This window comes from Leyella stercorea (genome assembly GCF_021531355.1).
GTDB lineage: Bacteria > Bacteroidota > Bacteroidia > Bacteroidales > Bacteroidaceae > Prevotella.
Genome location: NZ_JADYTS010000064.1, coordinates 1 through 15760, shown reverse-complemented (window position 1 = coordinate 15760; position 15760 = coordinate 1). Strand labels below are relative to the sequence as shown.

The following is a 15760-nucleotide window of genomic DNA, read 5'->3' as shown; positions in this document are numbered from 1 at the left end:
AAAGATAACTAATTCTAACGAGAATAAAGCAAATCCTGTTAACTATTCAACACAGGGTTTTACTGGTGACCCGAAATATGTCCGAGGTTTGCCAGCCCTGCGATAAATTGCCGTACAGTGGCACGCTGCCATTTCCATTGGCGTGAAAGTTCTGAGATGGTGGCAACGAACTGGCCAGGCAGCAACTGCAACGCACCTTCGGCTTCAGGTGTGGCGTATGCACCTGCGGATGCTCTGGACAACAGGTCGCAATAGGCTTCGAGCTTGCTGTAACGTTCCTCCGATTTGGGTTTGAGAAACTCCAGCAATGAACGATCCACACTTTGTGGAGTCTCTCCCTCAGAAGAGACATGTTTTGATGATTGGTTCATTTGAGTCATTCTTTAATTTGATATGTTATTTACCAGAGCAAGTGTTGTCTAATCTCTGCCACAAACAAGTGGCATTTAATAGTAGTTTTTGAATATCTGTTCCAACCGTTCTTCATGCTTTTTGAGCGGTTTGGAATCATCGCAAAGTGCAAGCACTTTTTCAGATGGGTAAAAGACCGCTGCCATACTGAGTGTGAAGAACAGATGAAAGACACTGTTCATATACGGAATGGCATAGCAGACCATTGCCACAAATACAGTGAAGAACCAAAGCCGCTTCCTCTCATGCAACAGTCTCAGTACGCTAACCATAATCTTTCTGGATATAAGAATGAGAGTAATAAGACAGGAGAGAGCCACAGCTATGTTCGGGTCTGTCATACAGCAGCACCAGTTGATGAAGATGAGAAGGAACGTAACCATGCTGACATAGAAAAGCTTGCTGTTACGGAGTGAGACCATCTTCCACATGAATGTTTTCATGAACTTGTATTCCTTCTTGTATAGACAGAAGAATGCCACCAAGAGCAGGAAAGGGAAGATGAAACGAATGATGGTAAGAGTCAGTGTCATATTTAATCGTTATTTTATTTGAGGATTATTTTGAGGCAGATTCCAATGACTCCAGTCGTGCAGCAATGTATCTGTTCAACTGGATGTTATAACTGGGAGACATCTGGTCAATCTCGGGGTCTTTTGAAAGCTTTTCATCTGCCTCAATCAGGAGACGAAGATACAGATCGACATTAGAGCCATGGTCAGTCTGAGCGTGGATGTCCTCCTTCTCAGTTTTTAGTAGAGAGCTGACAGGCTGCATTGTATCGGGGTCAATATCATCGGGCAACTGATAAGCATTCCGAATACTACGCATGACCAACAGACAGAAGAACACAATCAGGCACAGTATGGATTTGGCCATCAGGTTCAAGTCAAACACCATCATTGCCAGCACAGCCAGTGCTATGATGGTAATGTAGAAGGCATATACCTTTTTCTTAGTATTCATAATCGTCGAGTTCAAGTTTTATTATTCCAAAAGATGCTTTTTCGATAATGTATTCAACATCACGCAATGTGAGGGCATTCCTCTTGACACGTACAGATGCGGACGGGTCTTTCCTGCACAGGGCTGCCACTCCTTGGTTCAAGTCATATTCACTTATATTCCATGTGCGTGATTTGATGAAAGAGTAATGCTCTCTGTAACTTTGAAGAGTGATAGCCTTGTAGAACAGGGTTTTCAACACACCATCCTGAGGTATTCTCATCTCTATAAGCCTTTCCGTGTCTATGACCTTTATCCATGTCCTGTTTTTATGTATGATGTCAGCAATGAGATAAAATGTTCTTTTCTCCATCAAAGACCGCAGTTGAAGTCGTTCATGATTTGAACATGTTCACGTTTCACCTTGAAGGTTCCACGCTTCTCGTGAAGACGTAGGTCTTCAAAGAGGTCAGCTGACATCACCTCAATGGAGTTGTATATCGTGACATTGAGCTGGTGGACAAGTCCGTCAACATGTGTCTTGCAGTTAATCTTGAACATGCGTTCCGTGACGGGGAAGCAGTAGGCGCAGCTTTCATGGCCGAAGACCGTATCAACTGGTGGTTCCAGATGATAGAGGATGGCAAGATCAGCATTCATTTCCAACATTTCCAGGACATTCTCCATAGACTGAGGCTTGGGAACGTCATACAGAAGAATGGCGTAATCCTCATAGGAAGTGACCTTGCTGAGGAAAACATTATCTATGAGATCTGGCAGGATTACTGGTCCTGACGTTTTAAATTTGTAGATGGCTTCCTGTAACATTTTCGAGGTTGATTAGAGAGTTGATATGTATAAACGCATGAGCTGTGTTGGCAATTTATCGGACAGCTCCTTGTCTAAAAGATGTTTGCTGTCAAGCCTTGAAACAATTGTCTGGAAGTCCTTTGCAATATCTGTCATGGCTTGCGACTGCTCGGGAGTAAGCATTGCCACGCCAAAGGAATCCATCGAAAGGTATGGCTGGAGCATCATCCATAAATAGGCATTGGCTTGCGGAGCATCTTTTATCTTACCTCTTTTTAATACCTCGTTGCAGATCTTCGCATTGAGAATCAATCGGCGGTTGGTTCTCATGGACATATAAACCAGTGCTTCCTCTGCGGAAATTATTTTCTTGGAGGCATTTGAATATATACTTGTACAGATGTCGGTTGTCAGGTTCGTAATGCCAGTCATATTCATTGAGGAGCATTTGTCAAGATGCGCAAGAAAAGAGCGGAAGTGTCTGTCCTCATTGGCTATGTAATTGAGGAAGTCCTTCTTTGAATGGATTCCCATCCTGTTCACCTCGGAAAGGTACTGGGAGTAGTCTGCAAGTATCTCACGTACATCTTTATTATAGATTGGACTCTTATCCAAGCTGGAATAGAAATTACCAGCAGCCTGTTTTAAGGAATCAAGTCCACTCTCTTCAGCATATTTAGATGTGTGTAATTTCACGTATGCCACATCACTCAAGGTGCATTTATCAGCCAATCTTAGCAGTGCCGTGCGAATGGAGTCCGTGTTTTCCGCAAACACCATTGATAAGCCGGCATGAGCTGTGAACGCTGGGTCTTTCTCGATGTAATGAAGAACTGTATCTGACAACTCTTGCCACTGGTTGATGTAAGCAGCCATTTGTTCAGAATTGACTACTTGTTGTTCCTGTATGGAATGAAAGAAGCTATTATATTTCCTCAAAGCGTCCTCAGAAGACTCAAAATCATATTGAGTTCCAGTAGAACACGAAGAGGAAATGAATAAGGTGCATAAAAAAAGCAAGTGAAAGATTAAACTCTTATGAGTCTTTTTTCTTTCACTTGCTTTACTTTCTTTCATTTCGCTTTTGAGACCTGAAGCAGAAGGGTTGCAAAGGCAACGCTGATAATGGAAACAGTGTGGTATTATCCTATATTTCATTGGCATTTATATGTTAAATTCGAGTGCAAAGATACGGTTATTTTTCCATACCACAATGAAAATAATGCCACTTTAAATTATTTTGTTATTCATACTCTATAAAGTATGATAAATTACCAACCATGGAAAGCATTAAACAAGGTTAAATAATCAAGAAAGGTTAATTATATTGCCTCAGTATGATTATTATTATGAATATAATTTGTAACTTTGCACGCAATATAGAATGATGCGTATGACCAAACCTCACTACCACAAACGGATGGCTGTAAGGTTAGGTTGTATCTAACCATCATAATATCAGATAAATACCTTTTTACAATGGCAAAAATTGGCTACATCATGGCTATCTCCCAGTACGACAGATTGGAGGAAGACCGAAAGTGGATGAACGACTATGGTTGCATCCGTATCGTTGAAGAAAGTGACGAGAACGAACGCAACAGACCGCTCTGGAAACAACTGATGGTTGCCCTGCAAAGGGGCGACGAACTTGTTATATCCAAGTTTTCCAATGCCTTGCGTGGCAGTCGGGAACTGGCAACATTTCTGGAATTTTGCCGAGTCAAGGTCATCCGTATTATAAGCATCCATGACCAGATTGATTCAAGGAACGAGCTGTTTCCCGAAACAAGGCCGTCCGATGTATTGGAAATGATGGGGGCTTTGCCGGAAGAGGTTCTTGCCCTGCGTAAGTCTGCGGAGCATGTCGTCAATTTACAGGAGAAGATGATAGTGTCACTACCTCCCGTCTCGTCAGCAAAGATGCAGAAGCTCGACAGAGAAAAGACAGTCATCAACCTGTATGTTGCAGGTCATCCCATTGATGAAGTATGGAGAGCCAGCGGTTTCAGAAGCCGAAGCTCTGTGTTCCGCATACTGAACAAGCATGGCATCAAGCTGAACCGTGGCAATCATTCTGGGCCAATCAAGAGAAAGGGCATATCTGACAATCCACAAGACAAAGAATAAATAGCATGAAAAAGATACTGTTCCTACATGGTTTCTTTGCTACTGGCAGCTGTCCGATGGCGAGAGCACTGAGGGAGGCCTTTGATGGGCAAGCCATCGTGCTGACTCCCGATCTGCCTCTCCATCCCAAGGAAGCACTGAAATACATACGCATGCTTATCGACAAGGAGAAGCCAGACCTGCTCATAGGCAACAGTTGCGGGGCTTTCCTTGCACAGATGCTTTCTCCTGTCGTGGGCATCCCTGCCTTGCTCGGTAATCCTCATTTCAAGATGACGGACTTCCTGAGAGAACGCATTGGCGAACATGAGTACAAGGCTCCGCGCATGGACGGTAATCAGACAATAGTCATCAACGAATCACTCATCAATGAGTTTGAGCAGCTCGAAGCCTTACAGTTTGACTATTGTAATCCGTATTACAAGGATCGTGTGTGGGGACTATTTGGTGAACAAGACACACTGGCTCATTTTGAGCCGTTGTTCTTGCAGCACTATAACAAGAGCTATCACTTCCCTGGCGGACACACGCCCACAGAGCAGGAAGTCAAGACTTGGTATGCCCCATTGGCACAGAAGATGCTCATGGAGTATTCAGTTAAAGAAGAAAGGTTTTTCCGTCATTTTAAGGGAGGAATGTACAAGTATATCCATTCCGCATATGACAGCGAGACTCAGGAGCGCATGGTGGTATATCAAGCACTATATGGTGAGGAAGCATACTGGGTTCGTCCCGAGAAGATGTTTTTCGAGCAAATAACAAGAGACGGAAGGACATTTAACCGATTCACAGAAATAGACAGATAAAGATGGAAACATTCAAAGACGTTATATCAAGCGACCAACTTGTCTTGGTCGATTTCTTCGCCACATGGTGTCAGCCATGCAAGATGATGCACCCCATCTTGGAGCAGGTGAAGACAGTGCTGGGTGACAGAATCCGCATCATCAAGGTGGATGTAGATAAGTACGGCGTAACAGCAAGCCAATACCGCATTCAATCCGTGCCTACGCTGATGCTCTTCCGAAACGGAGAAGTATTGTGGCGCACAAGCGGTGTGGTAGATAAAGCCGAACTGCTGGCTACGCTTGATCCATTCTTAAAATAAAAAGATGAAAAGAATAAAGGAAGAGCAGCGAGTTGTGGAGCAGATGATACGTTCTGTACTGCAGGAAGAAGGAGGGCAATAATGAATTATGTCCTGAGTGCCAAGAGTTGCTACAGTACGCTACTGCAAGACTGGAACGCTGTAAGTTTGGCGAGAACAAACCAACTTGCAAAAAGTGTCCCATCCACTGCTATCGTCCTCAGATGAAAGAACGAATGTGCAAAGTGATGCGCTGGGGTGGGCCAAGAATGATTTTGTATCACCCGTTAGCTGCCATCAAGCATGTCATAAGAGAATTGTAACAATAAGAAAATGAGCGTAAAACAGATAGAAACACTCGTCTTTGATTATGGAGGTGTCATCGTGAACATTGATGATGCTTCTGTTGTGAAAGCCATGGAGAGCCTGGGCGTAACGGCGTTCAAGCGACTAATCCATGTCCGCAAGATCAAGAGACTAATGCACCAATATATTAATGGTCTTGTAGCGGAATCAGAAACATTGAAAGAGATGCAGAGTCTTTGCCGTAAAGGAACCACAACCGAGGATATTGAAAAAGTGCTCGAAGAGCTGTGTGGTAATCTGCCCGTAGAAAGACTGGAAGCATTAGTCAAACTTCGGAATCAGTACAAGGTCTATCTGCTCAGCAACATCAACGACACGCTTTGGCAGAAGTCGGTCTGTCTGATGAAGCAGCTTGGATATTCCACGGACGAGTTGTTTGATGAAGTATTCCTCTCATACGCCATGCGGAAGGAGAAGCCATCCGTCGAAATATATGAAGAGATGACGAAACAGACTGGATTGAATCCTGCCACCACCCTCTATTTCGATGACCGTGCCGAGAATGCCGAAGCTGGCAGAAACTTCGGCTTCCAGAGTGTACTGGTAAAGACCAATCATCTGGAGGAGCATCAGGAATGGCAAGAAATTAACAAGAATACAAAAGAATAATCTTATGCGCATAATAGGAAACTTACTTTGGTGGCTCTTCGGAGGTCTCGAAGCTGCCATCGGTTACTTCACCGGGAGTCTGGCTCTTGCATGTACCATCATCGGCATTCCCTTTGCAATACAGACATTCAAGATTGGTCTGCTCTGCCTATGGCCTTTTGGTTCTACGGTAAGAGAAACGAATAGTCCAACTGGTTGCATTCGCATCCCGCTGAATTTACTCTGGCTGATTTTCGGAGGTTTGTGGGCTTGCATCATGCATCTGTTCTTCGGCTTTCTCTTATGTATAACCATTATCGGCATTCCTTGGGGAAAACAGCATTTCAAGATGGCCGGGCTTTCGCTCGCACCATTCGGCAAGGATGTGGAGTTGGGAATTTAAAGTGATACAGATTGCGCTGATGGCGTATTTACACATGAATAGATAACAAAATAAAGAACGAAGCATATGAAAAGTTTTGCACCAAAGCCGTGGGTAGTACCACAGCCGGTTTTGATTATCGGCACATACGACAAGAACGGCAAGCCCAATGCTATGAATGCAGCTTGGGGCGGTCAATGGGACGCTAAAGAGATTATGATTTCCATGGGTGCGCATGCCACCACCGACAACCTTAACGACTGCCCAGATTTTACCGTGGCGTTTGCTACAAAGCAGACCATGGTGGCAGCAGATTTCGTAGGCATCGTATCTGCCAAGAACGATGCGGATAAGATGGCGAAGACTGGTTGGAACGTTGAGAAGGCAGAGAATGTCAATGCTCCCGTCTTCACCGACTTCCCCATGACCTTGGAGTGTCGCATCAAGGAAAAGATTGACGAGTCGGAAGAGGGCTATTACATCGTGGCAGAGATAGTCAACATCCTTGTGGATGAGAACTATCTGGCAGAGGACGGCAAGCCCGACATGGAGAAGATGGAACTCATCGTGTTCGACCCGATACATCATGGTTACATCGAACTTGGCAAGACCATTGGAAAGGCATTCTCAGACGGCAAGGCTTTGAAATGATGACACTCAGATACATCTTCCATAGTGGATTCCTGCTTGAAACGGCTCGGTGCATCCTGGTCTTTGACTACTGGATGGATCCTGCCGATGTCATGAGTGGGTACATGAATACATGTAAACATGTGTACGTGTTTTCAAGCCACTTCCATGAGGACCACTTCACGAAATCAATCCTCAGATGGAAGAATAGCATCCCCAATATTACATACATCCTGTCAAAGGATATACTCAAACGAAGAAGAGCGCAGAAAGAGGATGCCGATGTATGGATGGCTAAAGGAGCGGTATGGGAAGATGAGAACCTGAAAGTGTCAGCCACGGGCAGCAATGACAGTGGCGTGAGCTGGATTGTTGAGACAGAAGGTAAAACCATCTTTCACGCTGGTGACCTGTGCAACTGGTACGCACGCTTTCTTGTTGACGGCACGCCTGAAGGAGAGGTCTTCAGTGAAGAGTGCGGTCAATACATCAATCCTGTGGCAGAGGAAAAGCGGTTCCTTGGTGAACTTAAAGACATCCGAAAGATTACCGACTCGTTTGACCTTGTGATGTTCCCCGTGGACGGACGCATCGGCAACGGCTATACGCTTGGAGGGCGTCAATTTATCGACCGCTTCAAGGTTGGGATGTTTGTTCCAATGCACTTTGTCATGAGTGGGTTTGAGAGTGCGTGGCGCATGGAGCCTTTCTGCAAAGAAAAGGATGTCCCCTTTTGGTGCATCGGGCACGAAGGAGACAGCATAACAATATAATATTAACACATTAAATCGTTAAAACAATGGACGCAAAAGAAAAAGTATTAGCAACAATGAAAGAGGCAGGTCAGCCTCTTAACGCAGGTAAAATCGCAGAACTCAGCGGTCTCGACCGCAAAGAGGTAGATGCAGCCATGAAGCAGCTGAAGGCAGAGGGCGCAATCGTCTCTCCTGTTCGTTGCAAATGGGCACCTGCAGAGTAAAAACTTTAATGGCTTGGTACTGCGGTCTTGAATAACAGGCTGCAGTACCTTCCTTTCCTATCTGAACTTCTGTACCACCAATAGGATGATTACCCGACTGCAAAGGTTTACCTTTGCTACGTTTTTTTTATAAAGTAACAAAACATTCGCCACATGGTAGCCATGCAAGATATTTGTTTGTCTTGTTATATGCGATTTTTTATGGAAATCGCATCGTTTTTCAAAAAAAAAACGTACCTTTGCACCGAAATGTCAGATACGCATGAATACTGAACAAGTATGAGGTGACACAGAACAGGAAGAAATATATGGCATTACCAATAAACATCGACGAACTGCAGAAGGGGAAGACTATGGAATGGTCACTTCCTTGCGACGGTGCCCATACATCAGGCTTTTGTTGACGAGAAGGCTTATCTTGTCTCTATTGGCAAGGAACTGGATGAGAGTGGCAAGAAAGAAGGAAAGAAAGACAATGATTTCCTAAAAGACTTCCCAAAATACTTCCCAAAAGAATCTATGGAAGAAATAACTGATAGACAGCGGATTATACTATCATTGGTGCAGAGTGATTGCACTTTAACTTCCCAAAAGATTTCCCAAAAGATTTCGGAAAAAGAACCTGTAACACAGAGAACGATAAAAAAAGATATTGCAGACCTGCAATCCAAAGGCATACTCTCTCGTGAAGGCGGTCGCAAGGATGGCCGATGGGTGATAACAAACAAAAATGACAACAAAAATCGTGAGTAGTGCAGAAATCAGAGTTATTGGCAACGCTTGACCCATTCTTAAGATAATGAAAGCATATACATATATAGATAAAGGCAGGTTTGAAGATTGACACCACACCGCTCATCACCCACCGTTTTCCGTTGGAGAGGATAGCTGAAGCCTATGAACTCTTTGAGCAGAAGCGAGATGGAGTTATCAAAGTGGCCATAACTCAATAAACAGATAAAGGAAAGATGAAGATACATCAAATCATGTTCACCCCCACGGGAGGAACTCAACGAGTGAGCGAAATCCTACTTTTTCTGCTTCTTACCTTTTTCCTGGCTTATATCCAGACGACAGAGGCGAAAGGTCAATCCTCATGTTTTTCATATGGGGCAAGCATTGTGAATGGGGATTTGTATTGCGGTCATCAGGAGGATAGTGCTTTTGCCATGCACAGCGTCATGAAATTTCCACAGGCTTTATACGTAGCAGACTACTTGCACAAGAAAGGACTGACACTGAGCGACTCTGTTCTTGTACACAAGGATAGTCTGGACGCTGAGACATGGTCGCCTATGCTTTCAATATTTGAAGGTATGCGTTATTTCACATTTGCAGAGTTAATAGAATGGTCATTGAAACAGAGCGACAATAATGCGTGCGACCTTTTGTTTGCATCATGCGGACAGCCGGATGCAGTAGAGAAATATATCCATACGCTTGGATTCAAAGACATCCATGTGCAACTGACGGAGAAGGAGATGAAAAAGAATCCTCATAGAACCATAGAAAACTCAGCCACTCCAAAAGAAATGGCAAGGCTCTTGGAGTGGTTTTATCTTCATAGGGATGATAACAAGAATCTCTCCTTTATCTGGGATACAATGGCTGATTGTAATACGGGTCAGCAACGCATAGCAGCAGTCTTGCCCAAAGACGGCAAACTGATTCACAAGACAGGTTCTGGTTTTCCTTCTTCTGACGGAAGACAAGATAGAAACGATGTTGGAATCGTTCTTTTGCCCGACGGTTCTCACTTATCAATTGCCATCTTCTTGCAAAAGTCAAAAGAGGAGAAAGAGGTGGCAGAGATTGCAGAACAATGTTTGATGCGCATCCAGGCGGATGAATTCCTACGTAACATGCCGTCAGACCTACAACACAAACAGACATTGGCTATACTCAGGGCTATTGATGGAGATAACAAAGGGTTGACAGCTGTCCGCAATGCCCGGAATGCTCCACCCAAGTATTCTGACCATGTGGAAACAAAAATGATTACCCCAAACATGCGCCTTTATGAGCCCAAGGGAAGTCAAGACCAACGCCTTCCAGTCTTGTTGTATCTGCATGGAGGTGGCTGGACTTTTGGCAGCATCAACAGTTGTGGAAGATTCTGTGATGCCCAGGCTGCATCGGGCAAGATGAGAGTTATAGCTCTTGACTATCGTTTGGCTCCAGAACACCCTTATCCTGAAGGGCTGGACGATTGTATCTCTACTGTCAATTACATCATCGACCATGCTGCAGAGCTGCATATTGATGTCAACCACATCACCATTGGCGGTGACAGTTCGGGAGGCAACCTTGCCCTGGCCACAGCTTTGTCAGAAACATGCCGCGGCAAAATAGAATCCTTGCTTCTGTTCTACCCTGTGACAAAGGCTTTTGACGATGGTTCGGAATCATGGAAGCAATATGGTAAAGGATTTGGTTTGGATGCCGAAATCATGGAAGCTTTCAATCGGGCGTACACCATCAATGCAGACAATCGCTGTTCCGCCATCAGCGTAGGCCTGTGTAGTGATGAAGAGTTGAATATGCTTCCGAGAACTTTACTCATAGCTGCAGAAAGGGACATTCTGCGCGATCAAGGATTGAATCTTGCAGAAAGAATGTGCGGAAAGATACAACGGATAGAATATAAAGGAGCCGTACATCTTTTCATCACAGTTCCCGGGCAGGATACGGCATTTGACAGAGCAGTCAAAGATGCCATTGGATTTATATGTAACAAATAATTGAACGTCTACTACAATAAGATAACCGCTATGGAATATAAAGATAAGGTGGCAATCGTGACAGGCGGTGCGCATGGCATCGGCAAATGTATCGCAGAGGAGTTCCGAAAGAGAGGGGCTTCTGTTGCGGTCATTGATGTGCGAGAGGGAGACCACTTCGTTGGGGACATTTCCAAGAAGGAGGTGCTGGAAGCCTTTGCAGATGAAGTAATCGGGAAGTATGGCAAGGTGGATTTCATCGTCAATAATGCCCTGCCTCTGATGAAGGGACTGGATGAATGTACTTGGGAGGAGTTTCAGTATGCCTTGGCAGTCGGGATTACTGCACCTTTCTATCTTGTCAAGCTGCTTGCTCCGTATCTTGCTGAGGGAGCATCGATAGTAAACATATCATCCTCGCGCGACCGCATGAGTCAGCCACAGACAGAGAGCTACACTGCTGCTAAAGGAGGTATTGCTGCCCTCACCCACGCCCTTGCCGTCACACTTCGTGGCAAGGCAAGGGTCAACTCCATTTCGCCAGGATGGATAGACACTGATTATAAGGAGTACGATGGCGCAGATGCGGTGCAGCAGCCTGCAGGACGTGTTGGCAACCCGATGGACATCGCCAATATGGTGCTGTTCCTCTGCTCCGACAAGGCAGGATTCATCACAGGCGAGAACATCTGTATCGACGGTGGCATGACCCGGCAGATGATTTACCATGGCGATCATGGTTGGACATTAACCGAGATGCAATAATGAAAATCAAAATATACGAAGACAATGAAGAAGATACTTTTTATCATCGGTTCCTTACGCAAGGAATCGTTCAACAAGAAGCTCGCAGAAGAGGTGGAAGAGATGCTTGCCGGGCGTGCGACGGTGGAATATCTCGACTATTCGGATGTGCCGCTGATGAATCAAGACATCGAGTTTCCTGCGCCCGAAGCGGTCAAGAGAGTGAGGGAAAAAGTAGCAGAGGCGGATGCACTCTGGATATTCTCTCCTGAATACAATTACAGTTACCCAGGTCATTTGAAGAATCTCATCGACTGGCTGTCACGTCCGCTCATAGCAGGTGACCGTCAGACTCCGCTTGCCATCAACGGCAAGAAGGTGGCTCTTAGCGGTGCTGGTGGCGCATCGGCAACATCCAAGTGCCGTGAGAAACTTACCGAACTGCTCACGCTGCCGTTTATCCGTGCAGAAGTAATGACAGAACCTCAGACTGGCATCCAACTGAATATGGAGGCTTGGACGGAAGGGCGCATGATACTGACCGAAGCACAAAAGAAGAATCTGAGATTGCAGGTAGACGCTTTCCTTGAATACATCGGATAAATGGAAGAAATCATCTGTTATCTCCTTGCAATCAACATTGCCACATTCCTCTTGTACGGCATTGACAAGTACAAGGCAAAGAAAGGCAAATGGCGCATATCAGAAGCTACACTACTGACGATGGCTGCCATAGGTGGCAGTATCGGAGCATGGGCAGGTATGCGACTTTGGCATCACAAGACTATGCACAAGAAATTCAAGTATGGCATACCTTTAATAATCATTATGCAGATTGCCTTAGTGGCCTATCTGCATACAATCATATTATGACCGCACCGAGTATTGAATCATCTACACGAGAAGAGCGTTTGGATTATGTTCTGAATGAATGGAAATGCTTACACAACTGTGAGTTGTGCGGCAAATGCCATGTTCTTAAAGGCCGATGCGAAGAATTGCTCTATGCCGACTATATAGACGGCAAGCGGTCGTATATGGATATAACATTGGAAATAAGAAGCAACAGATGAGTCTATGACACTAGATACAACCTATAATATTATGTATGGATAGGCGGGTCATGTGACTACGGTCATAAAGAACCGACGCACGAAGCAAGATCAGAATCCCAAGCTCGCTTGGGTTATGCCTTGCAAGAAGGAGGAAGACGAAGTCAACGTGCTGGTGGTACATGACATGGCAACATAAGCATCAAGGAAATAGCAAGGATATGCGAGACATATCATCTTAACAATCAATAGTATTATGACCGAGGACAACCGTACATATATAGCCATCGACCTGAAATCGTTCTTCGCTTCCGTGGAATGCGTAGAGCGAGGTCTCGATCCGCTCACCACCAATCTTGTTGTGGCAGACGTGAGCAGGACAGAGAAGACCATCTGTCTGGCCGTTTCCCCTTCCCTCAAAGCCTACGGCATTGGAGGAAGGGCACGACTGTTTGAGGTTATGCAGCGGTTGCGTGAAGTCAACCGACGAAGGAGCGAGCGGAGAGCCGAGCTTGCTCGGGCTATCCCGAGCGAGGAGGAGGAAGACGCAGTCAACAATGAGCGAAGGTACAAGAGCCCTTTCTGTCGCCTGACTGGAAAGTCGTGGAAGGACGAGGAACTCAAAGTTCACGAAGATTGGGAAGTTGACTACATTGCTGCCCCTCCTCGCATGGCCAAATACATTGAATACAGCACACGTATCTATCAGATATACCTGAAATACGTCGCTCCAGAGGATATTCACGTTTATTCCATCGACGAGGTCTTTATGGACGTGACGGCTTACCTTGACACATACAGGATGACGGCACATGAACTTGCCATGACCATGATACGTGATGTCCTGAAGAATACCGGGATAACGGCTACTGCCGGCATCGGCACAAACCTTTACCTCTGCAAGATAGCCATGGACATCATGGCAAAGAAGGCTCCTGCTGACAAGGACGGTGTGCGCATTGCGGAACTCAATGAGATGAGTTACCGGGAACAGCTGTGGGACTATACCCCAATCACCAAGTTCTGGCGTGTGGGCAAAGGCATAGCAGAGAAACTTGCTCAATATGGCATGTACACCATGGGCGATGTGGCTCTCTGTTCCTTAGAGCGTGAGGGACTGCTCTACAAACTCTTTGGTGTGAATGCAGAACTACTTATCGACCATGCCTGGGGATGGGAACCTGTCACGATGGACTATGTGAAAGCCTATCGACCTGAGACCAATTCGCTGAGCAGCGGGCAGGTGCTTACAGAACCCTACACATTCCAGAAAGCAAGGGTCGTTGCCCAGGAGATGGCGGATGCCGTTGCTCTCGACCTTGTGAGCAAACGTCTCGTTACAGACCAACTGGTGCTGACAGTAGGCTATGACATCGAGTCTTTGACGAACCCTGACATTCGTGACAACTACCATGGCGATGTCACAACAGACCACTATGGCCGCCAAGTGCCGAAGCACGCTCATGGGACAGCCAACTTAGACAAGTTCACTTCATCTACCAGACAGATTATGAAGGCTGTGGCATCCCTCTACGACCGGATTGTCAACCCCAACCTGCTGATACGTCGCCTGACACTAACCACCAACCATGTCATCAGTGAAGAGAGTGCCAGAACAACGAGCTCCACTCCCATACAGTTAGACCTGTTCACCGACTATGAAGCATTGGAGGCACAACATAAAGCCGAGGAAGCAGCACAGGCTAAGGAGCGAAGGATGCAGGAGACATTATTGAGTATCAAGAGCAAGTTCGGCAAGAACTCCATACTCCGGGGACTAAACCTTGAAGAAGGGGCTACAGCCATAGAACGCAATAAACAGATAGGAGGACACAAAGCATGACGGATAAATACGCCCATATCATTGACTTGCCCCACCACGTATCAAAGGTCAGACCACAAATGACCATGTACCAGCGTGCAGCTCAGTTTGCCCCGTTTGCGGCTCTAACAGGGCATAGTGCAGCTATCAGTGAAACGGCAAGACTGACAGACAAGGTGATAGAACTCTCTGAGAGTGAGTGTAAAGTGCTCAACCAGAAAATCACATTACTTTTAGCGCACCTCGACGAACATCCGTATGTCTGCATTACATACTTTGTTCCTGACTTGCAGAAGGAAGGTGGCAAATATGAGACACATTCGGGTTCCATCAAGTCCTGGGATGAGTACGAACAAAGGATTACCTTCGACGACAACACGCAAGTCAAGGCAAATGAAATCATTGACATAAAAGGGGAATTGTTCGACAACAGAGCATTTTGAATGTCCATCACCGATTGAAGTGTAGCCACATAATGCACCTGTAGAAGCATCCAATAAGGCTGCCACTACAATTCTTAGTCATTACATGTAGAACTATGACTATCTATCCCGTCTGAAATCATTGCGCTCGTCCCCATGCCACCATGCTCCTAAGAAAGCGAACAGCACGCGGAAGACAACGACAATGACAACAATATCAAATATCTCATTCATAAGCGTTCTAATATAAGTTTGTAACAGAAATACCCATCTCTCTTGCCTTTCTTATGGTGTAATAAGTTCCTCCTCTTTCCCTACCATCATAATAGGCAATAATCTGTGCTGCATTGCATACCATAAACTCATCCCTGTCAAGGAAACACCTCGGATAATAATGTTCCGACAATACAATCACCTCGTCTGCTTTTTCTATAAGTTCATCGTAACACCTCCTGTCATGTGGTTTGAACCTGCCAGCCTGTCCTCTGAAAGGTATTGCGGCGGTGAGCACCATTCCTGGGTGAGAGAGCTTCAGAGACTGTACGGTCTGAGCTGCCATAAGGTCTATGCCTGTGGCAAATCCCGAAATGAAGTTTCGGATGAGGGTGTGTCATAATTGACTATGGTCATTTATGGTGCACCCTCCTTTTGTATATCGTTTAGCGAGAGCAA

At 45.5% G+C, this 15760-nt stretch carries 23 protein-coding genes and 2 pseudogenes; 18 read left to right on the top strand and 7 right to left on the bottom strand.

Features of this window, described 5'->3' with window-relative positions; genetic code table 11:
* Positions 1-59: 59 nt before the first annotated feature.
* The 6 genes from I6E38_RS11820 to I6E38_RS11795 all read right to left on the bottom strand — a co-directional run bounded on the left by I6E38_RS11820 (position 60) and on the right by I6E38_RS11795 (position 3243).
* Positions 60-320, bottom strand: a complete 261-nt coding sequence (locus tag I6E38_RS11820) for a hypothetical protein (RefSeq protein WP_235394180.1) — start codon at positions 318-320, stop codon at positions 60-62.
* A 126-nt stretch (positions 321-446) separates the two neighbouring features.
* Positions 447-944 carry a hypothetical protein gene (locus I6E38_RS11815; RefSeq protein WP_235394179.1) on the bottom strand — a complete coding sequence of 166 codons (498 nt, stop codon included), beginning with the start codon at positions 942-944 and terminating at the stop codon, positions 447-449.
* A gap of 25 nt (positions 945-969) precedes the next feature.
* Positions 970-1377, bottom strand: coding sequence for a hypothetical protein (locus I6E38_RS11810; RefSeq protein ID WP_235394178.1), 408 nt, complete (start codon positions 1375-1377; stop codon positions 970-972).
* Complete coding sequence (locus tag I6E38_RS11805) at positions 1367-1729, bottom strand: hypothetical protein (protein ID WP_027324285.1); 363 nt, start codon at positions 1727-1729, stop codon at positions 1367-1369. Before I6E38_RS11805 ends, I6E38_RS11810 begins: the two co-directional genes overlap by 11 nt.
* Positions 1729-2184: a hypothetical protein gene (locus I6E38_RS11800; RefSeq protein ID WP_027324286.1), complete on the bottom strand. Its 456-nt coding sequence runs from the start codon at positions 2182-2184 to the stop codon at positions 1729-1731. The genes I6E38_RS11805 and I6E38_RS11800 overlap by 1 nt, the downstream gene beginning before the upstream one ends.
* A 12-nt stretch (positions 2185-2196) precedes the next feature.
* Positions 2197-3243 carry a hypothetical protein gene (locus I6E38_RS11795; RefSeq protein ID WP_235394177.1) on the bottom strand — a complete coding sequence of 349 codons (1047 nt, stop codon included), beginning with the start codon at positions 3241-3243 and terminating at the stop codon, positions 2197-2199.
* 402 nt (positions 3244-3645) lie between these two features.
* Between I6E38_RS11795 and I6E38_RS11790 the strand changes: the two genes are divergently transcribed.
* The 18 genes and pseudogenes from I6E38_RS11790 (at position 3646) to I6E38_RS11710 (ending at position 15109) form a co-directional block, all read left to right on the top strand.
* A complete protein-coding gene (locus I6E38_RS11790; RefSeq protein ID WP_235394176.1) occupies positions 3646-4296 on the top strand; it encodes a recombinase family protein in 651 nt (216 codons plus the stop codon).
* A gap of 5 nt (positions 4297-4301) precedes the next feature.
* Complete coding sequence (locus tag I6E38_RS11785; protein ID WP_235394175.1) at positions 4302-5102, top strand: YqiA/YcfP family alpha/beta fold hydrolase; 801 nt, start codon at positions 4302-4304, stop codon at positions 5100-5102.
* Positions 5103-5104: 2 nt separating this feature from the next.
* Positions 5105-5404 carry a thioredoxin gene (gene trxA, locus I6E38_RS11780; RefSeq protein WP_235394174.1) on the top strand — a complete coding sequence of 100 codons (300 nt, stop codon included), beginning with the start codon at positions 5105-5107 and terminating at the stop codon, positions 5402-5404.
* 4 nt (positions 5405-5408) lie between these two features.
* A pseudogene (locus I6E38_RS11775) lies at positions 5409-5706 on the top strand (nitrous oxide-stimulated promoter family protein).
* 10 nt (positions 5707-5716) lie between these two features.
* Positions 5717-6358, top strand: a complete 642-nt coding sequence (locus I6E38_RS11770; protein WP_235394173.1) for an HAD-IA family hydrolase — start codon at positions 5717-5719, stop codon at positions 6356-6358.
* 4 nt (positions 6359-6362) lie between these two features.
* Positions 6363-6740 (top strand): YccF domain-containing protein, encoded by a 378-nt coding sequence (locus I6E38_RS11765; protein WP_027324292.1) that lies wholly within the window; start codon positions 6363-6365, stop codon positions 6738-6740.
* A 66-nt stretch (positions 6741-6806) separates the two neighbouring features.
* Positions 6807-7370 carry a flavin reductase family protein gene (locus I6E38_RS11760; RefSeq protein ID WP_235394172.1) on the top strand — a complete coding sequence of 188 codons (564 nt, stop codon included), beginning with the start codon at positions 6807-6809 and terminating at the stop codon, positions 7368-7370.
* Positions 7370-8122, top strand: a complete 753-nt coding sequence (locus I6E38_RS11755; protein ID WP_235394181.1) for an MBL fold metallo-hydrolase — start codon at positions 7370-7372, stop codon at positions 8120-8122. The genes I6E38_RS11760 and I6E38_RS11755 overlap by 1 nt, the downstream gene beginning before the upstream one ends.
* 26 nt (positions 8123-8148) lie before the next feature.
* Positions 8149-8328, top strand: a complete 180-nt coding sequence (locus I6E38_RS11750; RefSeq protein WP_005816310.1) for a transcriptional regulator — start codon at positions 8149-8151, stop codon at positions 8326-8328.
* Positions 8329-8706: 378 nt separating this feature from the next.
* Positions 8707-9081, top strand: a complete 375-nt coding sequence (locus tag I6E38_RS11745; protein ID WP_006849343.1) for a hypothetical protein — start codon at positions 8707-8709, stop codon at positions 9079-9081.
* Positions 9082-9164: 83 nt separating this feature from the next.
* A pseudogene (locus I6E38_RS11740) lies at positions 9165-9281 on the top strand (alcohol dehydrogenase); the annotation flags it as partial.
* Between the two features lie 168 nt (positions 9282-9449).
* Positions 9450-11069 (top strand): alpha/beta hydrolase fold domain-containing protein, encoded by a 1620-nt coding sequence (locus I6E38_RS11735; protein ID WP_235394171.1) that lies wholly within the window; start codon positions 9450-9452, stop codon positions 11067-11069.
* Positions 11070-11099: 30 nt separating this feature from the next.
* Positions 11100-11813: an SDR family oxidoreductase gene (locus I6E38_RS11730; RefSeq protein ID WP_235394170.1), complete on the top strand. Its 714-nt coding sequence runs from the start codon at positions 11100-11102 to the stop codon at positions 11811-11813.
* Between the two features lie 24 nt (positions 11814-11837).
* Positions 11838-12395, top strand: coding sequence for an NADPH-dependent FMN reductase (locus tag I6E38_RS11725; RefSeq protein ID WP_094398677.1), 558 nt, complete (start codon positions 11838-11840; stop codon positions 12393-12395).
* Positions 12396-12665 (top strand): DUF1294 domain-containing protein, encoded by a 270-nt coding sequence (locus I6E38_RS11720; RefSeq protein ID WP_235394169.1) that lies wholly within the window; start codon positions 12396-12398, stop codon positions 12663-12665.
* A 252-nt stretch (positions 12666-12917) separates the two neighbouring features.
* Positions 12918-13043, top strand: a complete 126-nt coding sequence (locus I6E38_RS15335) for a hypothetical protein (protein ID WP_262912373.1) — start codon at positions 12918-12920, stop codon at positions 13041-13043.
* A gap of 57 nt (positions 13044-13100) precedes the next feature.
* Entirely contained in the window at positions 13101-14687 is a 1587-nt protein-coding gene (locus I6E38_RS11715) for a Y-family DNA polymerase (RefSeq protein ID WP_235394168.1), read from the top strand.
* Positions 14684-15109: a YolD-like family protein gene (locus I6E38_RS11710; protein WP_235394167.1), complete on the top strand. Its 426-nt coding sequence runs from the start codon at positions 14684-14686 to the stop codon at positions 15107-15109. The genes I6E38_RS11715 and I6E38_RS11710 overlap by 4 nt, the downstream gene beginning before the upstream one ends.
* 220 nt (positions 15110-15329) lie before the next feature.
* Here the strand turns inward: I6E38_RS11710 and I6E38_RS11705 are convergent, their stop codons facing one another.
* Positions 15330-15677 carry an SLOG family protein gene (locus I6E38_RS11705; RefSeq protein WP_369681308.1) on the bottom strand — a complete coding sequence of 116 codons (348 nt, stop codon included), beginning with the start codon at positions 15675-15677 and terminating at the stop codon, positions 15330-15332.
* Positions 15678-15760 lie beyond the last annotated feature (83 nt).

Excerpts from the sequence above, each read along its gene's own strand:
- I6E38_RS11805 (WP_027324285.1), bottom strand. The coding sequence starts at position 1,729 with ATGGAGAAAAGAACATTTTATCTCATTGCTGACATCATACATAAAAAC.
- I6E38_RS11760 (WP_235394172.1), top strand. The coding sequence starts at position 6,807 with ATGAAAAGTTTTGCACCAAAGCCGTGGGTAGTACCACAGCCGGTTTTG.
- trxA (WP_235394174.1), top strand. The coding sequence starts at position 5,105 with ATGGAAACATTCAAAGACGTTATATCAAGCGACCAACTTGTCTTGGTC.
- I6E38_RS11770 (WP_235394173.1), top strand. The coding sequence starts at position 5,717 with ATGAGCGTAAAACAGATAGAAACACTCGTCTTTGATTATGGAGGTGTC.
- I6E38_RS11790 (WP_235394176.1), top strand. The coding sequence starts at position 3,646 with ATGGCAAAAATTGGCTACATCATGGCTATCTCCCAGTACGACAGATTG.
- I6E38_RS11755 (WP_235394181.1), top strand. The coding sequence starts at position 7,370 with ATGACACTCAGATACATCTTCCATAGTGGATTCCTGCTTGAAACGGCT.
- I6E38_RS11800 (WP_027324286.1), bottom strand. The coding sequence starts at position 2,184 with ATGTTACAGGAAGCCATCTACAAATTTAAAACGTCAGGACCAGTAATC.
- I6E38_RS11730 (WP_235394170.1), top strand. The coding sequence starts at position 11,100 with ATGGAATATAAAGATAAGGTGGCAATCGTGACAGGCGGTGCGCATGGC.
- I6E38_RS11785 (WP_235394175.1), top strand. The coding sequence starts at position 4,302 with ATGAAAAAGATACTGTTCCTACATGGTTTCTTTGCTACTGGCAGCTGT.
- I6E38_RS11725 (WP_094398677.1), top strand. The coding sequence starts at position 11,838 with ATGAAGAAGATACTTTTTATCATCGGTTCCTTACGCAAGGAATCGTTC.
- I6E38_RS11810 (WP_235394178.1), bottom strand. The coding sequence starts at position 1,377 with ATGAATACTAAGAAAAAGGTATATGCCTTCTACATTACCATCATAGCA.
- I6E38_RS11765 (WP_027324292.1), top strand. The coding sequence starts at position 6,363 with ATGCGCATAATAGGAAACTTACTTTGGTGGCTCTTCGGAGGTCTCGAA.
- I6E38_RS11750 (WP_005816310.1), top strand. The coding sequence starts at position 8,149 with ATGGACGCAAAAGAAAAAGTATTAGCAACAATGAAAGAGGCAGGTCAG.
- I6E38_RS11715 (WP_235394168.1), top strand. The coding sequence starts at position 13,101 with ATGACCGAGGACAACCGTACATATATAGCCATCGACCTGAAATCGTTC.
- I6E38_RS11795 (WP_235394177.1), bottom strand. The coding sequence starts at position 3,243 with ATGAAAGAAAGTAAAGCAAGTGAAAGAAAAAAGACTCATAAGAGTTTA.
- I6E38_RS11710 (WP_235394167.1), top strand. The coding sequence starts at position 14,684 with ATGACGGATAAATACGCCCATATCATTGACTTGCCCCACCACGTATCA.
- I6E38_RS11815 (WP_235394179.1), bottom strand. The coding sequence starts at position 944 with ATGACACTGACTCTTACCATCATTCGTTTCATCTTCCCTTTCCTGCTC.
- I6E38_RS11720 (WP_235394169.1), top strand. The coding sequence starts at position 12,396 with ATGGAAGAAATCATCTGTTATCTCCTTGCAATCAACATTGCCACATTC.